This is a genomic window from Streptomyces sp. NPDC127097 (genome assembly GCF_042724075.1).
Taxonomy (GTDB): Bacteria; Actinomycetota; Actinomycetes; order Streptomycetales; family Streptomycetaceae; genus Streptomyces.
On the sequence record NZ_JBHXFI010000028.1, the window covers coordinates 46,122 to 66,339 of the forward strand.

At 70.9% G+C, this 20,218-nt stretch carries 21 protein-coding genes; 12 read left to right on the plus strand and 9 right to left on the minus strand.

Annotated elements, in window-relative coordinates:
* Window positions 1–29 precede the first annotated feature (29 nt).
* A complete protein-coding gene (locus ACFWJW_RS21670) occupies window positions 30–983 on the plus strand; it encodes a TIGR01777 family oxidoreductase (protein ID WP_387243672.1) in 954 nt (317 codons plus the stop codon).
* A 10-nt stretch (window positions 984–993) separates the two neighbouring features.
* On the opposite strand, the gene ACFWJW_RS21675 is transcribed toward ACFWJW_RS21670, so the two are convergent.
* From ACFWJW_RS21675 to ACFWJW_RS21685, 3 genes are all read right to left on the minus strand, one after another.
* Window positions 994–1,845: an EamA family transporter gene (locus ACFWJW_RS21675; protein WP_387243675.1), complete on the minus strand. Its 852-nt coding sequence runs from the start codon at window positions 1,843–1,845 to the stop codon at window positions 994–996.
* 160 nt (window positions 1,846–2,005) lie between these two features.
* A complete protein-coding gene (locus ACFWJW_RS21680) occupies window positions 2,006–3,658 on the minus strand; it encodes a penicillin-binding transpeptidase domain-containing protein (RefSeq protein WP_387243678.1) in 1,653 nt (550 codons plus the stop codon).
* 154 nt (window positions 3,659–3,812) lie between these two features.
* On the minus strand, window positions 3,813–5,588 hold the full coding sequence (locus tag ACFWJW_RS21685) for a dolichyl-phosphate-mannose--protein mannosyltransferase (protein ID WP_387243681.1): 1,776 nt from the start codon (window positions 5,586–5,588) through the stop codon (window positions 3,813–3,815).
* Window positions 5,589–5,676: 88 nt separating this feature from the next.
* Here ACFWJW_RS21685 and rsmI point away from each other — a divergent pair, with 88 nt between their 5' ends.
* From rsmI to ACFWJW_RS21715, 6 genes are all read left to right on the plus strand, one after another.
* Window positions 5,677–6,558, plus strand: coding sequence for a 16S rRNA (cytidine(1402)-2'-O)-methyltransferase (rsmI, locus tag ACFWJW_RS21690; protein ID WP_387243684.1), 882 nt, complete (start codon window positions 5,677–5,679; stop codon window positions 6,556–6,558).
* Between the two features lie 176 nt (window positions 6,559–6,734).
* Window positions 6,735–7,199 (plus strand): hypothetical protein, encoded by a 465-nt coding sequence (locus ACFWJW_RS21695; protein WP_387243687.1) that lies wholly within the window; start codon window positions 6,735–6,737, stop codon window positions 7,197–7,199.
* 33 nt (window positions 7,200–7,232) lie between these two features.
* Window positions 7,233–8,108 (plus strand): TatD family hydrolase, encoded by an 876-nt coding sequence (locus ACFWJW_RS21700; protein ID WP_387243690.1) that lies wholly within the window; start codon window positions 7,233–7,235, stop codon window positions 8,106–8,108.
* Window positions 8,109–8,297: 189 nt separating this feature from the next.
* The gene (locus ACFWJW_RS21705; RefSeq protein ID WP_387243693.1) at window positions 8,298–9,452 is read left to right on the plus strand and encodes a ubiquitin-like domain-containing protein; all 1,155 of its coding nucleotides are present in this window, start codon (window positions 8,298–8,300) and stop codon (window positions 9,450–9,452) included.
* 22 nt (window positions 9,453–9,474) lie between these two features.
* Window positions 9,475–10,461, plus strand: a complete 987-nt coding sequence (rsmA, locus tag ACFWJW_RS21710; RefSeq protein ID WP_387243696.1) for a 16S rRNA (adenine(1518)-N(6)/adenine(1519)-N(6))-dimethyltransferase RsmA — start codon at window positions 9,475–9,477, stop codon at window positions 10,459–10,461.
* Window positions 10,458–11,432, plus strand: coding sequence for a 4-(cytidine 5'-diphospho)-2-C-methyl-D-erythritol kinase (locus tag ACFWJW_RS21715; protein WP_387243699.1), 975 nt, complete (start codon window positions 10,458–10,460; stop codon window positions 11,430–11,432). The genes rsmA and ACFWJW_RS21715 overlap by 4 nt, the downstream gene beginning before the upstream one ends.
* Before the next feature lie 160 nt (window positions 11,433–11,592).
* Here the strand turns inward: ACFWJW_RS21715 and ACFWJW_RS21720 are convergent, their stop codons facing one another.
* Window positions 11,593–11,811, minus strand: a complete 219-nt coding sequence (locus ACFWJW_RS21720) for a DUF397 domain-containing protein (RefSeq protein ID WP_387243702.1) — start codon at window positions 11,809–11,811, stop codon at window positions 11,593–11,595.
* Entirely contained in the window at window positions 11,762–12,643 is an 882-nt protein-coding gene (locus ACFWJW_RS21725; RefSeq protein WP_387243705.1) for a Scr1 family TA system antitoxin-like transcriptional regulator, read from the minus strand. Before ACFWJW_RS21725 ends, ACFWJW_RS21720 begins: the two co-directional genes overlap by 50 nt.
* 184 nt (window positions 12,644–12,827) lie before the next feature.
* Between ACFWJW_RS21725 and ACFWJW_RS21730 the strand changes: the two genes are divergently transcribed.
* The 3 genes from ACFWJW_RS21730 (at window position 12,828) to ACFWJW_RS21740 (ending at window position 14,750) form a co-directional block, all read left to right on the plus strand.
* Window positions 12,828–13,043: a hypothetical protein gene (locus tag ACFWJW_RS21730; protein ID WP_387243708.1), complete on the plus strand. Its 216-nt coding sequence runs from the start codon at window positions 12,828–12,830 to the stop codon at window positions 13,041–13,043.
* Window positions 13,044–13,395: 352 nt separating this feature from the next.
* Window positions 13,396–13,563 (plus strand): hypothetical protein, encoded by a 168-nt coding sequence (locus ACFWJW_RS21735; RefSeq protein WP_387243711.1) that lies wholly within the window; start codon window positions 13,396–13,398, stop codon window positions 13,561–13,563.
* A 59-nt stretch (window positions 13,564–13,622) separates the two neighbouring features.
* Window positions 13,623–14,750 (plus strand): protein-L-isoaspartate(D-aspartate) O-methyltransferase, encoded by a 1,128-nt coding sequence (locus ACFWJW_RS21740; protein WP_387243823.1) that lies wholly within the window; start codon window positions 13,623–13,625, stop codon window positions 14,748–14,750.
* Window positions 14,751–14,951: 201 nt separating this feature from the next.
* Here ACFWJW_RS21740 and ACFWJW_RS21745 read toward each other — a convergent pair whose 3' ends face one another.
* A complete protein-coding gene (locus ACFWJW_RS21745; RefSeq protein ID WP_387243826.1) occupies window positions 14,952–15,839 on the minus strand; it encodes an alpha/beta hydrolase in 888 nt (295 codons plus the stop codon).
* A gap of 123 nt (window positions 15,840–15,962) precedes the next feature.
* A complete protein-coding gene (locus ACFWJW_RS21750) occupies window positions 15,963–16,328 on the minus strand; it encodes a hypothetical protein (RefSeq protein ID WP_387243714.1) in 366 nt (121 codons plus the stop codon).
* 187 nt (window positions 16,329–16,515) lie between these two features.
* Here ACFWJW_RS21750 and ACFWJW_RS21755 point away from each other — a divergent pair, with 187 nt between their 5' ends.
* Complete coding sequence (locus ACFWJW_RS21755) at window positions 16,516–18,318, plus strand: ABC-F family ATP-binding cassette domain-containing protein (protein ID WP_387243717.1); 1,803 nt, start codon at window positions 16,516–16,518, stop codon at window positions 18,316–18,318.
* A gap of 201 nt (window positions 18,319–18,519) precedes the next feature.
* On the opposite strand, the gene ACFWJW_RS21760 is transcribed toward ACFWJW_RS21755, so the two are convergent.
* The gene (locus ACFWJW_RS21760) at window positions 18,520–19,002 is read right to left on the minus strand and encodes a hypothetical protein (protein ID WP_387243720.1); all 483 of its coding nucleotides are present in this window, start codon (window positions 19,000–19,002) and stop codon (window positions 18,520–18,522) included.
* 64 nt (window positions 19,003–19,066) lie between these two features.
* Between ACFWJW_RS21760 and ACFWJW_RS21765 the strand changes: the two genes are divergently transcribed.
* Window positions 19,067–19,219 (plus strand): hypothetical protein, encoded by a 153-nt coding sequence (locus ACFWJW_RS21765; protein WP_387243723.1) that lies wholly within the window; start codon window positions 19,067–19,069, stop codon window positions 19,217–19,219.
* Between the two features lie 629 nt (window positions 19,220–19,848).
* Here ACFWJW_RS21765 and ACFWJW_RS21770 read toward each other — a convergent pair.
* The gene (locus tag ACFWJW_RS21770; protein ID WP_387243726.1) at window positions 19,849–20,190 is read right to left on the minus strand and encodes a hypothetical protein; all 342 of its coding nucleotides are present in this window, start codon (window positions 20,188–20,190) and stop codon (window positions 19,849–19,851) included.
* Between the last annotated feature and the right edge of the window lie 28 nt (window positions 20,191–20,218).

Consider the following 20,218-nt stretch of genomic DNA (forward strand, 5'->3'; position numbering starts at 1 on the left):
CAGGTCCGGTGACCATGAGGGGGAGCCCGATGAAGATAGTGATACCCGGCGGGACCGGCCAGGTGGGCGGCATCCTGAACCGCGCGCTGACCGCCGCGGGCCACGAGGTCGTGGTGCTGACCAGACGTCCGTCGCGGGCGGGGGAGGTGGCCTGGGACGGTACGACGCCCGGGCCCTGGACGGCGGCGGTCGACGGCAGTGACGTCGTGATCAACCTGGCCGGACGCAGCGTCAGTTGCCGCTACACCCAGGTCAACCTCCGGGAGATGATGCGCTCACGGGTGGACTCCGCCCGGGTCGTGGGCGAGGCGATCGCCGCGGCCGCCCGGCCGCCCCGGGTCTGGCTCCAGATGAGCACCGCCACCATCTACGCCCACCGCTTCGACGCGCCCCATGACGAGGCGACCGGTGAGATCGGCGGTGCGGAGCCCGGTGTCCCGGACTACTGGGCGTTCAGCATCGAGATCGCCAAGGAATGGGAGCGGGCGCAGGAGGAGGCCGCCACCCCGGAGACCCGCAAGGTCGCGCTGCGGTCCGCGATGGTGATGAGCCCGGATCGCGGTGGGGTGTTCGACGTACTGCTGCGGATGGTCCGGCTGGGGCTCGGCGGCCCGGTCGCGGGCGGGGCCCAGTACATGTCCTGGATCCATGACCGTGACTTCGTCCGGGCGGTCGAGTTCCTGGTCGACCGGAACGACCTGACCGGACCGGTGAACCTCGCCGCGCCCGGTCCGCTGCCGCAGCGGGACTTCATGCGGGCGCTGCGGGCCGCCTGGGGTGTCCCGGTGGGGCTGCCCGCCACGAAGTGGATGGCCCAGCTGGGTGCGTTCGCGCTGCGCTCCGACACCGAACTGCTGTTCAAGAGCCGCCGGGTGGTGCCCGGCCGGCTGCGCGAGGCGGGCTTCGACTTCGCGTACGACAGCTGGCCGGCGGCCGCGGAGGACCTGGTGGGGCGGGTCCGGGCTGCGCGGATGGCCAAGTGAGCGGCAGCTTTCAGCCGGTGTGCAGCATCAGGCCGATGCCGATGACCATCAGGCCGGCGGCGGCGATCCGGGGGGCGCCGAAGCGTTCCTTGAAGAAGAGGGCGCCGATGGCGGCGCCGACGATGATCGAGGACTCGCGCAGTGCGGCGATCGGTGCGAGGGGCGCGCGGGTCTGGGCCCATAGGACCAGGCCGTAGGCGAAGACGGAGAGCACCCCGCCGGCCAGCCCGCGCAGCGCGAACGGGCGGAGTTCGGTGAGGAGTTGGCGGCGGCGGGTGGCGAGCGCGTAGGCGGGGATCGCGATGCCTTCGAGGAGCATCAGCCAGGCGATGTAGCCCAGGGAGCTGCCGGAGGCGCGGACGCCCAGGCCGTCGACGGTCGTGTACGAGGCGATGGCGAGGCCGGTGGCGAGGGCGGCGAGCAGGGCCGGCCAGTGCGGCCTGGTCCCGGAGCCGCGGATGCCCCAGAGGGCGACCCCGACGAGACCGGCGGAGGCCAGGGCGACGCCGGCCAGGGCCCAGCCGTCGGGGATCTCGTGGACGAAGACAGCGGCCAGGACGGTGACGACCAGGGGCGCGGTGCCGCGGGCGATGGGGTACATCTGCCCGAAGTCGCCCAGGCGGAACGACTGCATCAGCAGGGCCTGGTAGACGATGTGCAGCACGGCGGAGGCCAGGAGGAAGGGCCAGGCGCCGGCGGCCGGGAGCGGGGTGACGGCGGCCAGCGCGAGACCGCAGACCGCGCCGCCGCCGCCGACCAGGGTGAAGGCCAGCAGCTGGTCACGGATGCCGTGGGCGATGGCGTTCCAGCTGGCGTGGGTGACGGCGGCCAGCAGGACCGCGGCGACGACGAGCGGGGTCACGAGGTGTGCTCGCGCTCGGCGGGCGATATGGCGGTCTGGGGGCCCGGGGCGGTGCCGGACGCGGAATCGCTCATGGCCCGCACGCTAGCGAAAGCTGTACGGGCCATGCGAACCGGATTCGGACGCTGAGACGGGGCGCCCCCACAGCGCCCCGTCCCCGTCAGCCGGAGGTGAGCAGCGCGCGGACCACCGGGCCCGCGTTGGAGCCGCCGTGGCCGCTCGCCGGGACGACGGCCGCCGCGGCGAGGTCGTCGCGGTAGGCGGTGAACCAGGCGTTGGGCTTCTTCTGCCCGTCGACCTCGGCCGAGCCGGTCTTGGCGCCGACGTCACCGCTGACCCCGGACATCGCCTCGGCGGCCGTGCCGGAGGTCGCGGTCAGCTTCATCAGCGACCGCAGCCCGCTCAGGGTGGACGGCTTCATCGTCCGGGGCGCCTTGGCGAGCGTGCGGTGGTCCAGCGCCGGCGAGACGATGTACGGCTGGTGGAAGGAGCCGGCCCGGACGGTCGCGGCGAGCGTGGCGACATCGAGCGGGTTCATCCGCACCCCGCCCTGGCCGATCAGCGAGGCCGCCATCTGCGCGTCGCTCTGCACCGGCACCGCGCCGTCGAAGGTCGGGATGCCGGTCTGCCAGTTGAGGCCGATACCGAAGACGTCCCGGGCCTCCTTGGTCAGGTCGTCGTCGCGGAGGTCCTTGGCGTGCGAGATGAAGGCGTTGTTGCAGGACGCGGCGAAGCTCTGCGCGAAGGTGCCGTCCTTGATCTCGGACTTGTTGAGGTTCTGGAACTTCCAGCCGCCGACGGTCACGTACTTGGGGCACGGGTTCTTCTTGCCCGGCGAGGTCAGGCCCTTGTCCATCAGCATCGCCGCGGTCACGACCTTCATCGTCGAGCCGGGCGCCAGCGACCCCTGGGTGGCCAGATTGAAGCCCTTCTCCGGGGAGTTGGCGAGCGCCAGGATCTCACCGGTGCTGGGCTTGACCGCGGCCACGGAGGCGGACTTCTTGCCCTTGACCGCCCGCTCGGCCGCCGACTGCATACCGGCGTCCAGGGTGGTCTTGAGCGTGCCCGGCGTCCCCTTGGACAGCACCTTCAGGGTCTTCTCGGGCAGCTGGTCGGCGGGCTTGGCGCTCTTGGCGCGGTGGATGAACAGCTCCACGCCCGGCTTGCCGTCGGTCTTGTCGCCGTACTTGTCCCGCAGGCTGTCCAGCACCCCGGCCAGCGCCGGATGCGCCTCGGGGGTCAGCGCGGCGCCCTTGCGGTCCACGGCCTTGATCGGCGGCGCCTCCGCCTCGCCGGTGCGCAGCTCGTCACCCTTGGCCAGGCCCGGGTGCATCATCGTCGGCTTCCAGGCGATCTGCGGCTTCCCGGTGGCCTTCTCACGCTGCACGGTCGCGGAGGTGCGGTACGAGTACGCGGCCTTGGTGCCCTTGTAGTCGATCTGCGCGGCGACGGTGTACGGCACCTTGTCACCGGCCGGGGTGCCCGGGGTGAGCGTCACCTTCGAGAACCGCGCCTGCTTGCTCAGGGACGCGAGCGCGCTCTTGCACTTCTCCGGGTCGTCGGTCAGCCCGGCCGCCTTGGCGGCGTCGCCGGACTGCCACGCGGTCAGGAACTCCCGCGACGTCGTCTGCACTTCCTTGGCCGACAGCGGGCCGGTCGCCACCTTCGTGCCGTCTTCGCCCGACTTGGCATCCGCCGAGTTGACCTCCCGCGACGACTCGTCCGAGCCGCCGAACAGCGTGAAGCCGCCCACGACTCCCGCCACCAGGGCCACCGATCCGCCGATCAGCCCGTACTTCACCTCACGGCGCATGCCACCGATTCCCTCCAAGAGCTTCGTCCTTGAATACGCACACAAGAACGTGCCTCGCACTCTAAGGGACACGCGAGGGCTCTGAGTCTCGATACGGGCACGGTCCGGTGACGCGCTGTTGTACGCCTGTTACGGAACTGTCGAATTGACGCCCTCACACCCAGGTGTCGAACCACATCCGGTGGTGCCAGGCCGACTTGGGGATCGGCATCCCCGTATAGAGGGGGTAGAAGTAGATGAAATTCCATGCGATCAGGAGAACCAGGACACCGGCGCCGACCGCGCCGATCGTGCGGCGGCGCTCCGTCGAGCCCGGTGGTCCGACGAGCGCGCCGATCAGCATCGCCAGCGCCAGACACAGGAACGGGACGAACACCACCGCGTAGAAGAGGAAGATGGTCCGCTCCTGGTAGAGGAACCACGGCAGATAGCCGGCCGCGACCGCGCAGACGATCGCCCCGGCCCGCCAGTCCCGCTTGAACAGCCAGCGGTAGAGGACATAGAGGAGCGCGAAGCAGGCCGCCCACCACAACAGCGGGGTGCCCAGCGCCAGCACCTCGCGGGCGCAGGGCTCGGCCCCCGTGCAGCCGTCCTGGCCGACCTTGGTCTCCTCGTAGAAGTAGGAGACCGGGCGGCCCAGCACCAGCCAGCTCCACGGGTTGGACTGGTAGTGGTGCGGGGTGGTCAGTCCGGTGTGGAAGGAGTAGACCTCGGTCTGGTAGTGCCACAGGCTGCGCAGCCAGTCCGGGAGCCAGGTCCAGGAACCCGTACGGCCCTCCGGTGAGGTCGCCCAGTCGCGGTAGTAGCCGCCCTTGGTGGCGATCCAGCCCGACCACGACGCCAGATAGGTGGCGAGGGCGACGACGACGGTGGCCCCGAAGGCGGGCAGGACATCGCGGCGCAGGACCGAGCGGAAGGGGCGCCGGGCACCGGCCGTACGGCGTGCCGCGACATCCCAGAGCACCGCCATCAGCGCGAAGGCCGCGAGGAAGTACAGACCGTTCCACTTCGTCGCGGTCGCCAGGCCCAGACACAGCCCGGCCGCGATCCGCCAGGGGCGCCACCCGAGCCGCAGCCGGTCGCCGACCCTCTCGTCCGGGCGCGCGACCCCTCCCCCGTTCTCGGCTTCGCTCGAACGGGAGGTGCCCCCACGCCCGGCCGGCAGCGCCCCCGCCAGCCGGGCCCTGGTGCGGTCCCGGTCCACCAGCAGACAGCCGAACGCGGCGACCACCCAGAACATCACGATCAGATCGAGCAGCGCGGTCCGGCTCATCACGAAGTGCAGACCGTCCACCGCCAGCAGGGCGCCCGCGAGACAGCCCAGCGCCGTCGAGCGCATCAGCCGCCGCCCGATACGGCACACCAGCAGCACCGACAGGGTGCCGAGCAGCGCCACCATGAACCGCCAGCCGAACGGGTTCATCCCGAACAGGCCCTCGCCGACCGCGATCAGCCACTTGCCCATCGGGGGGTGGACGACATACGAGTGCTCGGGCGAGAGCAGCAGCTGCGGCGGATGCCCGACCAGCGCGTCATTGGCGTTCTTGGCCCAGGTGCCCTCGTAGCCGTACTGGAGCAGCGACCAGGCGTCCTTGGGGTAGTACGTCTCGTCGAATATCACCTTCCGCGGGCTGCCCAGATTCCAGAACCGCAGCACCCCGGCGAACAGCGCCACCAGCAGGGGACCCAGCCAGGCGGACCAGCGCGTCAGCCGGACCGCGGCCTCCGGGCCCGCGCCGAAGACCGCCCACAGACGGCCGCTCGGCTCGGGGAAGGCGGGCACCAGCCGCGCGCGGACATCGGTCTGCGGGCGGTCGGGAAGCCCGAAACGGCGCAGCCGGCGCTGCCACACGGGGGGCGCTCCGGGCGGCTCCGGGGCGTGCTGCGCGGCGGCGTCGGTCGCGGTGGTGTCACTCGTCACCCGGCCCATCGTAGGGAAGCCGCCTGTGGAGCGCCCTGGACCGCACCGGGGGACACCGACCGGCCGGAGCGCGCCGGCGCCCTGGGAGGATGGGAAGGTGACTGGAACGCTGGTACTTGCAGGGACGCCCATCGGAGAGATCGCGGACGCGCCGCCGCGGCTCGCCACCGAACTGGCCGCCGCCGATGTGATCGCCGCCGAGGACACCCGGCGGCTGCGCCGGCTGACCCAGGCACTGGAGGTCCAGCCGTCCGGGCGGATCGTGTCGTACTTCGAGGGCAACGAAGCGGCCCGGACGCCCGAGCTGGCCGAGGCGCTGGCCGGCGGGGCGCGGGTGCTGCTGGTCACCGACGCCGGGATGCCCTCGGTCTCCGACCCCGGCTACCGGCTGGTCGCCGCGGCGGTCGAGCGGGACATCAAGGTCACCGCCGTCCCGGGCCCCAGCGCGGTGCTCACCGCCCTGGCCGTCTCCGGGCTGCCGGTGGACCGCTTCTGCTTCGAGGGCTTTCTGCCCCGCAAGGGCGGTGAGCGGCGCACCCGGCTGCGCGAGGTCGCCGACGAGCGCCGCACCCTGGTCTACTTCGAGGCACCGCACCGGCTGGACGACACCCTCGCCGCGATGGCCGAGATCTTCGGCGCCGAGCGGCGCGCCGCGGTCTGCCGGGAGCTGACCAAGACCTACGAGGAGGTCAAGCGGGGGCCGCTGAGCGAGCTCGTGCCCTGGGCGGCCGAGGGCGTACGCGGCGAGATCACCATCGTCGTCGAGGGCGCCCCGGAGGGCGGGCCGCAGGATCTGGGCCCCGAGGAGCTGGTGCGCCGGGTGCGGGTCCGCGAGGAGGCCGGGGAGCGCCGCAAGGAAGCCATCGCCGCGGTCGCCGCGGACGCCGGGCTGCCCAAGCGGGAGGTCTTCGACGCGGTGGTCGCGGCGAAGAACGCGGCGAAGAGCGCGGAGAAAACCGACCCATCAGAAGGTAAATGACTGGCCTGAAAGGTAAAGGTCTGGCCGGTATGGCGGGGACTTTTCCCTGCCCCCGGCCAAATCTGCGCCAATACGGTCGGCGATCTGCTGCTTTGTGACCGGGAAAGGCGTCCACTGGACGTCGGGACGAACCGGTTCCCGAAGACCTTGTCCAGCGGACAAGAGGAGCGCAGCACATGACGGATTTCGCCAGGACCCCCGGAGTTTCCACGACGACCACCGGCGGAGAGCACCCCGCCCCCCGGCCCGACGCCGCCGCGCACGAGGCGTACTCCTTCGCCTGTATGCGGTGCGGCCACGGCTGGGAGCAGGCTTACGAGATAGTCCATCAGGTCGACGGCAAGGGCGAACTCCATGTCGTCTACTACGCGGACGGCGAGCGTGTCCCGTCCCCGCTGACCTGCCCCACCTGCCTGAACTGCGGCAGCGACGTCGTCCGCATCATGCGTTCCGGCCAGGTCTCGATGGTCTCCGAGGCGATGGCGCACATGCACCAGCGCCGCCCCGCCGACGCGAAGAAGAAGGAACCCTCCGCCGCGGACTCGGATCACCCCGACGGCACTGCCGGGGACAAGGACACCGGCCGCCACCACTGGCACCTCTCCGACCTGCTGCATCCCTTCCAGCACCACCGCAAGTGAGCTCGCTGCCGCGGCCCTCGTAGGATCGCGGCCATGGCACCGCAGGACAAGAACACCCCGCCGCCGCTGCCCGAACCGCTTCGGGTGGCGGTCGCGGACTCGCACACCCACCTGGACATGCAGGATTCCTCCGTCGAGGAGGCGCTCGCCAAGGCCGCCTCCGTCGGTGTGACCACCGTCGTCCAGGTGGGGTGCGACCTGGCCGGTTCGCGCTGGGCCGCGGAGACCGCCGCGGCCCACGACAGCGTGCACGCCACCGTCGCCCTGCACCCCAACGAAGCCCCTCGGATCGTGCTCGGCGACCCGGACGGCTGGTCCAGGCAAGGCGCCCGGGAACCCGGCGGTGACAGTGCCCTGGACGAGGCCCTCGCCGAGATCGACCGGCTGGCCGCCCTCCCGCAGGTCCGCGGCGTCGGCGAGACCGGCCTGGACTACTTCCGCACCGGCCCCGAGGGCATGGCCGCCCAGGAAGCCTCCTTCCGCGCCCACATCGAGATCGCCAAGCGGCACGGCAAGGCCCTGGTCATCCACGACCGCGAGGCCCACGACGACGTACTGCGCATCCTGCGCGAGGAGGGCGCACCCGACCGGGTCGTCTTCCACTGCTACTCCGGCGACGCCGAGATGGCCAAGATCTGCGCCGCGGCCGGCTACTTCATGTCCTTCGCCGGCAACGTCACCTTCAAAAACGCCCAGCACCTGCGCGACGCCCTCGCCGTCGCCCCGCCGGAGCTGGTCCTGGTCGAGACCGACGCCCCCTTCCTCACCCCCGCCCCGTACCGCGGACGGGCCAACGCGCCGTACCTCATTCCGGTCACGCTGCGGGCCATGGCCGAGGTCACGGCCGTGACCGAGGACGCGATGGCCACCGCCGTCGCGGCGAACACGGCGCGGGCCTTCGGTTACTGACGGTTCGCGGCGGCCCTCCGACGGCCGCCGAAGAGCCCGCACACCCCACCGAAAAGCCCGCCCACACCCCCCGAATCCCCTCCACATCCGCCACATTAATAACTCTCCGTAGTGATCGGACTTTGGAGAGTGACGAAGACTCCGCTACATTCCGGCCGTCAACCGCAGCCGGGGCATGTGGAGCGCGCCGTGAGTCATTCGCAGAGCAGCCACCGCGCCGCGCGCGGCCGTCGCAGACGCCGCGCCGAAGGCCCCGAAGCGCTGCGCCGGCTGCTGCCGCGGGCCCTGGTCGTCGCCTTCCTCGCCGGTGGCACCACCGCCTTCATCGCCCACGACAAGGCGGTCCGGCTCACCGTCGACGGCACCCCGCGCACCCTGCACACCTTCGCCTCCGACGTCGATGACCTGCTGGCCGACGAACGGCTCGACATCGGCGCCCACGACATCGTCGCGCCCGCCCCCGGCACCGCCCTCAGCAGCGGCGACGAGGTCGTCGTCCGGCACGGCCGCCCGGTCGTGCTGACCATCGACGGACAGCGCCGCACGGTGTGGACCACCGCCGACACCGTCGCCGGCGCCCTCCACCAGATCGGCGTACGGGCCGACGGCGCCTATGTGTCGGCCTCCCGCTCCCGGCGCATCGGGCAGCGCGGTCTGGAGCTGGCGGTCCGTACCGAACGCTCGGTGACGATCGTCGCCGACGGCCGCGCGCACCACCTCCGCACCAACGCCGCCACCGTCCGCGAGGCGCTGGCCGAGGCCGGGATCGCCCTGCGCGACCAGGACACCACCTCGGTGCCGCCGGACAGCTTCCCGCACGACGGCCAGACCCTCTCGGTGCTGCGGATCACCGGCTCCAAGGAGGTCCGCGACCGGACTGTCCCCTTCCGCACGATCCACCGGGTCGACGCCCGCCTGGCCCGCGGCACCGTGGTCGTCGTCCAGCAGGGGCGCCCGGGAGTCCGGCGGGTCACCTACCGGGTGCGCACCGTCAACGGCGTCAAACAGAAGCCGAAGCGGCTGCGCAGCGAGGTCGTGCGCGCCCCGCGCCCGCAGATCGTGCACCTCGGCATCCGGGAGCTGCCCACCTCCGTGCGCGGCGCCGACCACCTCGCCTGGCACGCGCTGGCGCAGTGCGAGGCCGGCGGCCGCCCGAACGCCGTGGACTCCTCCGGCACCTACGGCGGGCTCTACCAGTTCGACGTCGGCACCTGGCGGGCCCTCGGCGGCCACGGCAGGCCGCAGGACGCCACCCCCCAGGAACAGACCTACCGCGCCAAGAAGCTCTACATCAGAAGGGGGGCGAGCCCGTGGCCGGTCTGCGGCCGTAAGCTTCACGGGTGAACGAGCGCAACGAGGCTGTGGCATGAGCAAGAGCACCACCGACGATCCCGGCCCCCTGCTGGGCGCCGCCGACATCCGCGAGCTGGCCGCCGCGCTGGGCGTCCGCCCCACCAAGCAGCGCGGCCAGAATTTCGTCATCGACGCCAACACCGTCCGCCGGATCGTCCGGACCGCCGAGGTCCGGCCCGACGATGTCGTGGTCGAGATCGGCCCGGGACTCGGCTCGCTGACCCTGGGCCTGCTGGAGGCCGCCGACCGGGTCACCGCCATCGAGATCGACGAGGTGCTCGCCGCGGCGCTGCCGTCCACCGTCGAGGCCCGGCTGCCCGGCCGCGCCGACCGCTTCGCGCTGGTCCACAGCGACGCGATGCACGTCACCGAGCTGCCCGGCCCCGCGCCCACCGCGCTGGTCGCCAACCTCCCCTACAACGTCGCCGTGCCGGTGCTGCTGCACATGCTCGCGACCTTCCCCACCATCGACCGCACCCTGGTCATGGTCCAGTCCGAGGTCGCCGACCGACTGGCCGCCCGCCCCGGCAACAAGGTCTACGGCGTCCCGTCGGTCAAGGCCAACTGGTACGCCGAGGTCAAGCGCGCCGGCGCCATCGGCCGCAACGTCTTCTGGCCCGCCCCCAACGTCGACTCCGGCCTGGTCTCCCTGGTGCGCCGCACCGAGCCGATCGAGACGACCGCTTCCCGCGACGAGGTCTTCGCCGTCGTCGACGCCGCCTTCGCCCAGCGCCGCAAGACGCTGCGGGCCGCACTGTCCGGCTGGGCCGGTTCGGCCGCCGCCGCGGAGGCCGCCCTGGTCGCCGCGGGCGTCTCACCGCAGGCCCGCGGCGAGGCACTGACCGTCGAGGAGTTCGCGCGGATCGCCGAGCACAAGGGACCGGGCGGCGCGCCGGGCATCCGGCAGTCGGGGGGAGCGCACACATCCGGGGGAGCACACACATCCGGGGGAGAGCAGGCATCCGGGGGAAAGCAGGCATCAGGGGGAGAGCAGGCATGACCGACGCGAGCAACACGACCGGCGCGACCGGCGCGACCGGCGCGACCGACACGAGCAACGCGACCGGCGCGACCGCCGCCCCGGTCACCGTCCGGGTACCGGCCAAGGTCAACGTCCAGCTGGCCGTGGGTGCCGCCCGCCCGGACGGCTTCCATGACCTGGCGAACGTCTTCCTCGCCGTCGGCCTCTACGACGAGGTCACCGCCACCCCCGCCGACACCCTCCGGATCACCGCCGAGGGCCACGACGTCGACCAGATCCCGCTGGACCGCACCAACCTGGCGGCCCGCGCCGCCGAACTCCTCGCCGCCCGCCACGGCATCGAGCCACACGTCCACCTCCACATCCGCAAGGACATCCCGGTAGCGGGCGGCATGGCCGGCGGCAGCGCGGACGCCGCAGCCGCCCTCCTGGCCTGCGACACCCTCTGGTCCACCGGCGCCTCGCAGGACGAACTCCTCTCCATCTGCGCCGAGTTGGGCAGCGACGTCCCGTTCAGCCTGGTCGGCGGCGCGGCGCTGGGCCGTGGCCGCGGCGAACTGCTGACCCCCCTCCCCGTCGGCGGCACCTTCCACTGGGTCTTCGCGGTTGCCGAGGGCGGCCTGTCCACCCCGGCCGTCTACGGCGAGTTCGACCGCCTGACGGCCGGGACGGACGTACCGGAGCCGGAGGCGTCGCCGGAGCTACTGGCCGCCCTGGAGTCCGGCGACGCCACGGCGCTGGCCTCGGCCCTGTCCAATGACCTTCAGCCGGCGGCGCTGTCTCTGCGGCCTTCGTTGACCGAGACGTTGGAGGCGGGGACTGCGGCGGGTGCGCTGGCCGCGCTGGTCTCCGGCTCGGGGCCGACGACCGCCTTCCTGGTCAAGGACGCGGAGGCGGCGGAGGTCGTCGCGTCGGCGCTGATGACGTCGGGGACCTGCCGGCAGGTGCGGGTGGCGGAGGCGCCGGCGGTGGGGGCGCGGGTTCTTTAGGGCGGTGGGCCGCTGAGGCGGTGGCCCGCTGAGGCCGATGGTCCTCTAAGGGGCGGGGGAACAGATCCCGTAGGGGGTACGAGCGCCCCCTGCGGGGCCACAACGCGGCGGGGGCGGGCGGTATTCCCGCGGCTCCGCCGCTTTTGGTCGGCCGGGAAGCTCAAGTACCCGGCAGGGCAGTGTCCTTGACGGCGGTAACGAAGGACGACCAGGCGGCGGCCGGGAAGATGATCGCCGGTCCGTGCGGGTCCTTGGAGTCGCGGACGGGAATGATGCCGGGGAAGTCGTCGGCGACCTCTACGCAGTAGCCCCCGTCCCCGTTGCTGCGGCTACTTTTGACCCAATGAGCCTTGCTCAAGTCCACGAGACTGCTTGCCATTCCGGTAGTCCTCTGCTGCTTTCTCGATCGCTTTCAGAGACACATCAGGTGGCAGAGCGGCGGCCCTGAGTCGATCGTATGCCTTTGCATACTGCCTGATGCAGCTCGGATCATCGATGAGCTGACCGCTGTACATGCCCTCGGTGTACATGAGGGGCGGGGCATCGGCGAAGGTCAGGAGCCTGGTCGTGCCCATCGTGAACGGGTGGCCTGTGACATTCCACGGAAGAATCTGTGGAATGAATCGGCGGTGTCGTGCAACTTCGACGACGTGGGCCAGCTGTTCGGCCATGCCTTCCGGGTCAAGGATCGGGCGCAGTAGAACCAACTCGCTCAGAACAACCCAGGTTTCAGGGCTCTTGGCATCCTCGAAGAGCCACGCTCGTTCCCGCCGCGCGGATACCTTCGTCGACACCTGTTCCTCGGACTCGGTTGGGTGCGTTGCGTGGACGACGGCTCGGATGTACGGCTCCAGTTGCAGCGGGCCGGGGAGCAAATCGGGCATCCATTCCTCGACGTCCCGGGCTCGCTCCTCCAATTCGACGACGTCGGCGTAGTAGTCGGCGTGCCCTCTGGTCTTCGCCTTCCGCACGTCCTCGCAGCAGCGGGCGAAGAAGCCGTCCGTCTTCAGAACCCGGTCCACATGCTCGGCCAGGTCCTGGGGCATCCGGCGCTGGCCACGCTCGATCTCGCTGAGGTGGCTCAGTCCGTAGAAACTCCCCTCTGTCAACTGCTGGAGCGTGAGCCCTGCCGCCTCTCTCTTCCAGCGCAGCTCTTTGCCGTAGAAGGTCGGAACTCCCGCCGACCCGTCGATTTCCTTGCGTCGTGCCACGGTTCACCGCCGTACGTGTAGCTGATTCACAGTCGTTGCGGATGAGCCCCGGCGGCTACCGCATTCCACCGCATCGCACCGCATTCCCCGGACCACGGCCGGGAGCCCAACCCCCTTTCACGCTACGCCGCGTCACGTCACTCTGTAAGCGGTTCGTTGCTATGCGTACAGAAAGGCGGGGCCCATGCCCCTCGATCGCTCCCTCCCTGACGACGTACACGACAGCGCCGAAGAGCTGCGTACCGCGCTCAAGGACCACGGCATCACGCTGCCGTCGCTCGGCGTCGACCTGCCCGGCTTCGCGGGCGTCTACAGCGTCTCGCTGGTCGCGCTCGGTAACTGCAACGCGGCCACCGCCCGCCGCCTCGCCGAGGTTCTCCGCAAGGCGGCAGCTCGTTGAAGGGTGGGGCGGGCCTCGTACGAAGCGCCTTCGGCGGACTGCTGAGTTGGTTACTCCCGGGCCGTGGCGACCACCGGGCGCACCGTAGTACCGGCGCCCTCTCGCCCACGGCCTGGTTGCCGGAGGAGGCGGAGCATCCCGGAGATCAGGAGGCCCGGCGTCGGGAGCTGGAGGAGGCCGTACGGAGGCTCAACACCTGGTCGTCCGGTGGGGGCGGCCGCCGCTGACCGACACGTACGAAGGCGCCACTCCCAAAGCCACCGTCCACGAAGGCGCCACTCACAAGTCCGCCAGTCACAATCCGCCACTCACGAGGCCACCACTCACCAAGGCACCAGGAGGAAGAGAAAAGATGCACATGCTTCTCCAGAACCACGGCAACGACGGCAACGACGGCAACTACGGCAACGAGGGAAACGGAGGCGGCGACAAGCTGCCCGGTCAGCCTTACCCCGGCCCGCACCCGGCGCCGACCCCGGACGGCGGCCCCGGCGTCCCCAACCCGCCCAAGGCCGCCTGACCGTGGCCGGTGTAACAGGCAACGAGCGCCCCGTTCTCCACGAACTGGGGCATGCCCTCATGGCGGCGGGCGCCCTCTCCCCGGACTGGGTCTCCGCCTACACGGCCGTACCCCGTTCCGCCGTACTGCCCGATCTCATCTGGCCGTTCGACGTGGCGGCCGGGCGCAGCGTGCCGGTGTCCCGTACGGAGAGCCCGGACGCGTGGCAGGAATACGCGGACGCGGACGTTCCCGTGGTCACCCAATGGGATGACGGCCAGCACCCCGGCACCGAGCCCGGCGAGGCGCCCACCAGCTCCGCGTCGATGCCCTCGGTCGTCTTCCGGATGCTCCAGGACATGGACCTCCACCCCGGGCACACGGTCCTGGAGATCGGCACCGCGACGCTGTGGAACGCGCTCCTCATGGCGCACCGCGCCGGGCCGGGGAACGTCACCACCATGGAGATCGACGGCGCGCTGGCCGCCGCCGCCCGCGCCACGGCCGCGCGGTTCGGGAACTCCGTCCGCGTCCTCCACGGCGACGGGAGCCGGGGCCACCGGGAAGGTGCTCCGTACGACCGCATCATGGCGACGTGTGGCGTCCGGTCCGTTCCGTTCGCGTGGGTGGAGCAGTGCCGTCCCGGCGGCCTCGTCGTGGCCCCGTGGGGGACGCACTACAGCCACAGCGACGCGGTGGCCCGCCTGGTGGTCGCACCGGACGGGAAGAGCGCCACCGGACCCTTCACCGGCCCCGTGGAGTTCATGAAGCTCCGCTCCCAACGCCCGGCCGCCGTGGAGCACTCCGCGTATGTGACGGGCAGCGTCGCGGACGGCGAGGAGTCGTCCACGACGCTCACCGAGGCGGAGTTCGCCGGGGACCGGTTCGGCCCCGAGCGGTTCGCCCTGGGCCTGCGCGTACCCCGGTGCCTGCACGTCGTGGCGGACAAACGTGACGGCGCGCGCCCGGTGTGGTTCTACGGGCTGGGCGACGCGTCCTGGGCGTGCGTCCTGTTCCGGGACGGGGACACCGCCCGCGTCTGGCAGTCCGGCCCCCGCAGACTCTGGGACGAGGTGGCGGACGCCTTCCGCTGGTGGGTAGACCGGGGGAGGCCCGATCACACCCGGTTCGGCCTGATCGTGACGGCCGAGGGCGAACGGGTGTGGCTGGACGACCCGGCCGACTCCTGGGCGCTGACGGGGCCGTGATGGACCCGCGCGCATCAGCACTTCCCCGGGGAGCCGAAGGCCGGTTACGTCACTCCGTGGGCCGACACCCCCGCAGTGGCGGACCGACACTTCGCAGTGGGAGCGAGGCCGTCGGGGCGGTGTACGAGCAGGTGCGCCACTTAGTCGTCCGGTGGAGGCGGTCCAGTGGGGCCGGCCATCGCCCAGACAGCAGCGAGGGCGCTACGCCACGCCCCCACCCCCGCCGGCCCCCGCCAGCGCCTCGGCGGCGAGCCGCCCCGCCCGTACCGCCTGCTCGGCCGTCGTCGGGACGCAGCGGTCCGCCGCCGGGTCGTACGCGGTCATGATCACGCCCGCGTGGTCGGTGTCCGGCTCCTGGAGGGTCACCGTGCGGCCCGCGGCCCGTAGCGCCTCGGTGAGGGCGCGGGAGCACTGGGCGTCCACGACGGTGTCGCGGGTGCCGTGCAGCAGATGGACCGGTACACCCGGGTCCCGGCCCGCCGCGAGATCGTCCAGCGGGGCGGTGCCGGTGGTGCGCGCCGGCAGGTCGTAGCGGCCCGCGATGCCCACCACAGCCCCCGGACGCCACTCCGCCACGCTCTCGGGCCGCAGCGCGACGCCCAGCGCGGCCCCGGCCCCCGCCGACCACCCGGCCAGCACGCACGACGCCTCGTCGCCGCCCAGCCCGCCCGCCTCCTTGCGCAGGAACGCGACGGACTCCAGCAGCTGCGACCGGCCGCCGTCCGGGGCGTCCGAGCGCCAGTCCGGTACGAGCACCAGCGCACCGAGGGCCGCCGTCGCCCGCGCCAGCGGTTCCAGCACGTCCCGCTCGTCGGGGCCGATGCCGTGCCAGAGCAGCACGGTGGGCGCCGGTCCGGGCGCCGGGGAGAGCCGGGCGTCCCCGGAAGGCCGGGCGTCTTCGGAGGGCTGGGCGTTCCCAGCCGGCCCGGCATCCCTGGCTGGCCGGGCGTCCCCGGCGGGCTCGGCATCCCTGGCCGGCCGGGCCGCCCCGGCCACTCCCGCCGCCCCGCCCACCCCCACCGGACGGTAGACATCCAGCCGCTTGCCGCTCGGCCCATAGACCAGCCCGCGTACCGCCTCAGTCTCCATCTCCACTGCCCCGCCAGCTCCGCCAGCTCCGCCAGCCCCGCCAGCCCTGCTGGTCCCGCCAGTCCCGCCCGTCATGCCCATGTCCGGTGCCATGACGGCACGTTACAACGGGAGCGGGGTGTCTCAGCTGCCCGCGAGACCCAGCGCCACCACCCACGACACGACCAGCAGAAACGGCGCCGCCAGGAGGCAGCTCCAGCCCACCGCGCTCCTGTTGCCCATGCCCACCACCGCCAGCACGGCGGCCACGAAGGCGGCGCCGACCGGCAGGCCGCCGACGATCTGCTGGGTGCCCGCGGAGCAGATCATGCGGGCGTCGTCCTCGGAACAACTGTCGCTCGCCATCACCAGCAGCGGCGCGAACAGCCCGGTCACCCCGGCGAACGCGAGCACCAGCAGCCCGATGACGATGCGGCCCACGGCGGAACCCGTCACCGACGGTGCCGCGTCGCGCACGGAAGGGACGCCCGGTGCCTGGTCGTTGATCATGCGCCCACGCTAGGTCCGGCCACAGCCCCTGCCATCAGTACGGCTACTCATCTCCCGGTACTCACCTCCCCGCACTTATCCACAGGTATTTGTCTCCCGGCGGCCCTCCTCCGCACGACGACTAGGCTGGGTGGGTCGATCGATCTGACGTGCAGGTCGGAAGCGCAGGTCTGAGTGCAGGAGTGAGATGGCCGTCAACCTCGTCAATCTGGAAGCCGTCGGCAAGGTGTACGGGACCCGTGCCCTGCTCGACGGTGTCTCGCTCGGCGTCAACGAGGGGGACCGGATCGGCGTCGTCGGGCGCAATGGGGACGGCAAGACCACCCTGATCCGGATCCTCGCCAAGCTGGAGAGCGCGGACGACGGCCGGGTCACCCACAGCGGCGGCCTGCGCCTCGGCGTCCTCACCCAGCACGACTCCCTCGACCCGGCCGCCACCATCCGGCACGAGGTCATCGGCGATCTCGCCGACCACGAGTGGGCCGGCAACGCCAAGATCCGCGACGTGCTCACCGGCCTCTTCGGCGATCTGCACCTGCCGGGCTTCACCCACGGCCTGGACACCGTCATCGGCCCGCTCTCCGGCGGCGAGCGCCGCCGCATCGCCCTCGCCAAGCTCCTCATCGCCGAACAGGACCTGATCGTCCTCGACGAGCCCACCAACCACCTCGACGTCGAGGGCATCTCCTGGCTGGCCCGCCACCTCCGGGCCCGCCGCTCCGCCCTCGTGGTCGTCACCCACGACCGCTGGTTCCTCGACCAGGTCTGTACGCGGATGTGGGACGTCCAGCGCGGCGACGTCCACGAGTACGAGGGCGGCTACAGCGACTACGTCTTCGCGCGGGCCGAACGGGAGCGGATCGCCGCCACCGAGGAGGTCAAGCGGCAGAACCTGATGCGCAAGGAGCTGGCGTGGCTGCGGCGCGGCGCCCCGGCCCGTACGAGCAAGCCGCGCTTCCGCATCGAGGCGGCGAATGAGCTGATCGCCGACGTCCCGCCGCCCCGCGACAACGCCGAGCTGATGAAGTTCGCCAGCTCCCGCCTCGGCAAGACCGTCTTCGAGCTGGAGAACGTCAGCGTCCAGGCCGGGCCGAAGGTCCTCCTCAAGCACCTGACCTGGCAGCTCGGCCCCGGCGACCGGATCGGCCTGGTAGGCGTCAACGGCGCCGGCAAGACCTCACTGCTGCGCGCGCTGGCCGAGGCGGCCCGCACCCAGGGCGAGACGCAGCCGGTGGCCGGCCGGATCACCGTCGGCAAGACCGTCAAACTGGCCTACCTCTCCCAGGAAGTCGGCGAACTCCCCCCGACACTGCGGGTGCTGGAGGCCGTCCAGCAGGTGCGCGAGCGCGTCGACCTGGGCAAGGGCCGCGAGATGACCGCCGGCCAGCTCTGCGAGAAGTTCGGCTTCACCAAGGAGAAGCAGTGGACCCCGGTCGGCGACCTCTCCGGCGGTGAACGCCGCCGCCTCCAGATCCTCCGCCTCCTGATGGACGAGCCCAACGTCCTCTTCCTCGACGAGCCCACCAACGACCTCGACATCGAGACCCTGACCCAGCTGGAAGACCTCCTCGACGGCTGGCCCGGCTCCCTCATCGTCATCAGCCACGACCGCTACTTCATCGAGCGCACCACCGACCGCGTCCACGCCCTCCTCGGCGACGCCACCCTCCGGATGCTCCCGCGCGGCCTGGACGAGTACCTCGAACGCCGCCAGCAGGTCATCGACGCCGCCACCCCGGCCCCCGCGCAGCAGACCGCAACGGCCCCCAAAAAGGCCGCCGCCGTCAACCGCGCCGCCCAGAAGGAACTCCAGAAGATCGAACGCCAACTGGACAAAATCAGCACCAAGGAAGCCACCCTCCACACCCAAATCGCCGAAAACGCCACCGACTTCGAAAAGGTCGCCGGCCTCGACGCCCAACTCCGCGAACTCAGCGCGGAGAAGGATGAGTTGGAAATGCGGTGGCTGGAGTTGGCTGAGGAGGCGTAGGGAGTCGGGGGCGTAGGGGCGGACGCTCGGAGACGGGCGGGGCGCTACTGACCTCTGGAGCGATGCCGGTCCCGTACGGTCACCGCGGCACATCGACGTGGTGGCCGTACGGCGCTCAGCTCCGCTCCAGGAGTTGCTCCGCGCGCAGCGGCGAGGCGCGATTACCGCTGACTACAGCGAATCACGGCGAATCATGCGGAATCACAGTGGCTTCCTGACCTCACCGCGAATCTTGCCCGCCTTATCGGCGAATTCCTGAAGGTCGACGGAACGCGGATCCTTCGACAGCGCCGAGGCATCGGTTTCGACGACATTCCCGCTCGTACTGGAATCGGCCCAGACGCAGAACGGCACTGTCACCTTCTGCCCCATATCCGTCTTCACATTCACACCACAGGTGAGCGGATCTCCGCCCCCGCTGGGCGTGAACTCCTTGTCCGCGACGGCAACTTCCGTCCTACCGTCACGCGACATGCCGCGGACTGTGTGGTCGACGGCCGTCTCGGGATCGTCGATGACGCCGTAGAGCCCCAGCATCACCAGTGACTTGGTCCCCGCCGAATACTGGCCGCCCACTGCCTTGAGGTTGTGCGCACCCGCTCCGTCAGACGGCACCGCATCGCTGGCCTGCTGGGATATGTCCTTGGCGAGCTTGTACTCCCCGCCCACCAGCGTCTGCGACACTGTGATCCGGTACCTCGGCCCACCGTCGGACCCGCCCGACGAACTCCCTCCACCACGGAGCCCCATGGCCGACACCACCGACCCGACCACCACCATTCCGGCCACGGCGCCGATGATCCCCCAGACCTTCGCCGCCTTCCGCTTCGGCGGTATAGGAGGCGGCATGCCTGGCCCGCCCCCGTACCCGAACTGGGGGGCTTGCGGCGGCATTCCGTAGGGGCTCGGCTGGCCGTAGGGCGCCGGTCCGCCGGGGTGCGGTTGCTGTCCGTACGGCCCCGACCCGCCAGGAGCGGCCCCCGGCGGATACGCGTCGGGCTGTCCGGGCTGTGGCATCCCTTGCGGAGCACCGTAACCCGGCACCTGCCCGAACCCACCTGGCGGCTGTTGCGGAGTAGTCATCAACATCTTTCTTTTCCGAGGCGCGACTGAACGCCCGAGAAGGGCTTCTTGAACACGCTGATTTCATCCCGATGCCCCGCTCCCCAACAGCGCATAGATGACGCCCTACGACTGACGGTCATCCTGAGCCTTCGCGTTGAGAACGACGCCGATCCCGCTTTCCTCATATTCAAGGTGGTCAAGGCTTCCAGGCTGCCACCCTATGCTCGGCTTACGGGACAGCCTTGAGCAGGTGACTGGCTGCATTACCGCGACGGCGAGGCAGCAGGCAGCAACTGTTGCGCGCACCTTGGCCCCTGGCGTAAGCCACTGCGATCACACGCAGCCCCCTGGAGCCCACCAGCAGGCATCGACGCCGCCGCCCCGCCTCCCACCCTGCAGGCCGCGGTTCAGGAGAGGAGCCGTGATGGGTACCGCAACGTCGGTGAGACCCGGCCCGGGGCGCTCCTATTTTTCCCTTTCAACGACATCTCGAAGGCGTCGCACTTCGGCTACCAGTCGAGGTAGGGCATCCCTTGCCATTGCAATAAAGGCGGCATTTTCATCCCAGCACTCATCGGCGCTATCGACGTAGCGTGGGTGCTGAACCAGTGTAGCCGCCACGATTTCTCCGTGGTTGAATCCGGGCCATCTCTCACTATGCCCAGTATCGGGCACCGTGCTAACGGCAATTAGATTCATCGCGGACTCGTCGTCCAGAACCCTGACGAACCAAGGTCCCGGCGTAGCCGCCGAACACAACTCTTCGATCTCTCCCAGCTCATCCTCGTCAATGTGCTGATTTTCCATTTATTACCCGCACCTTAAAGTTGAATCT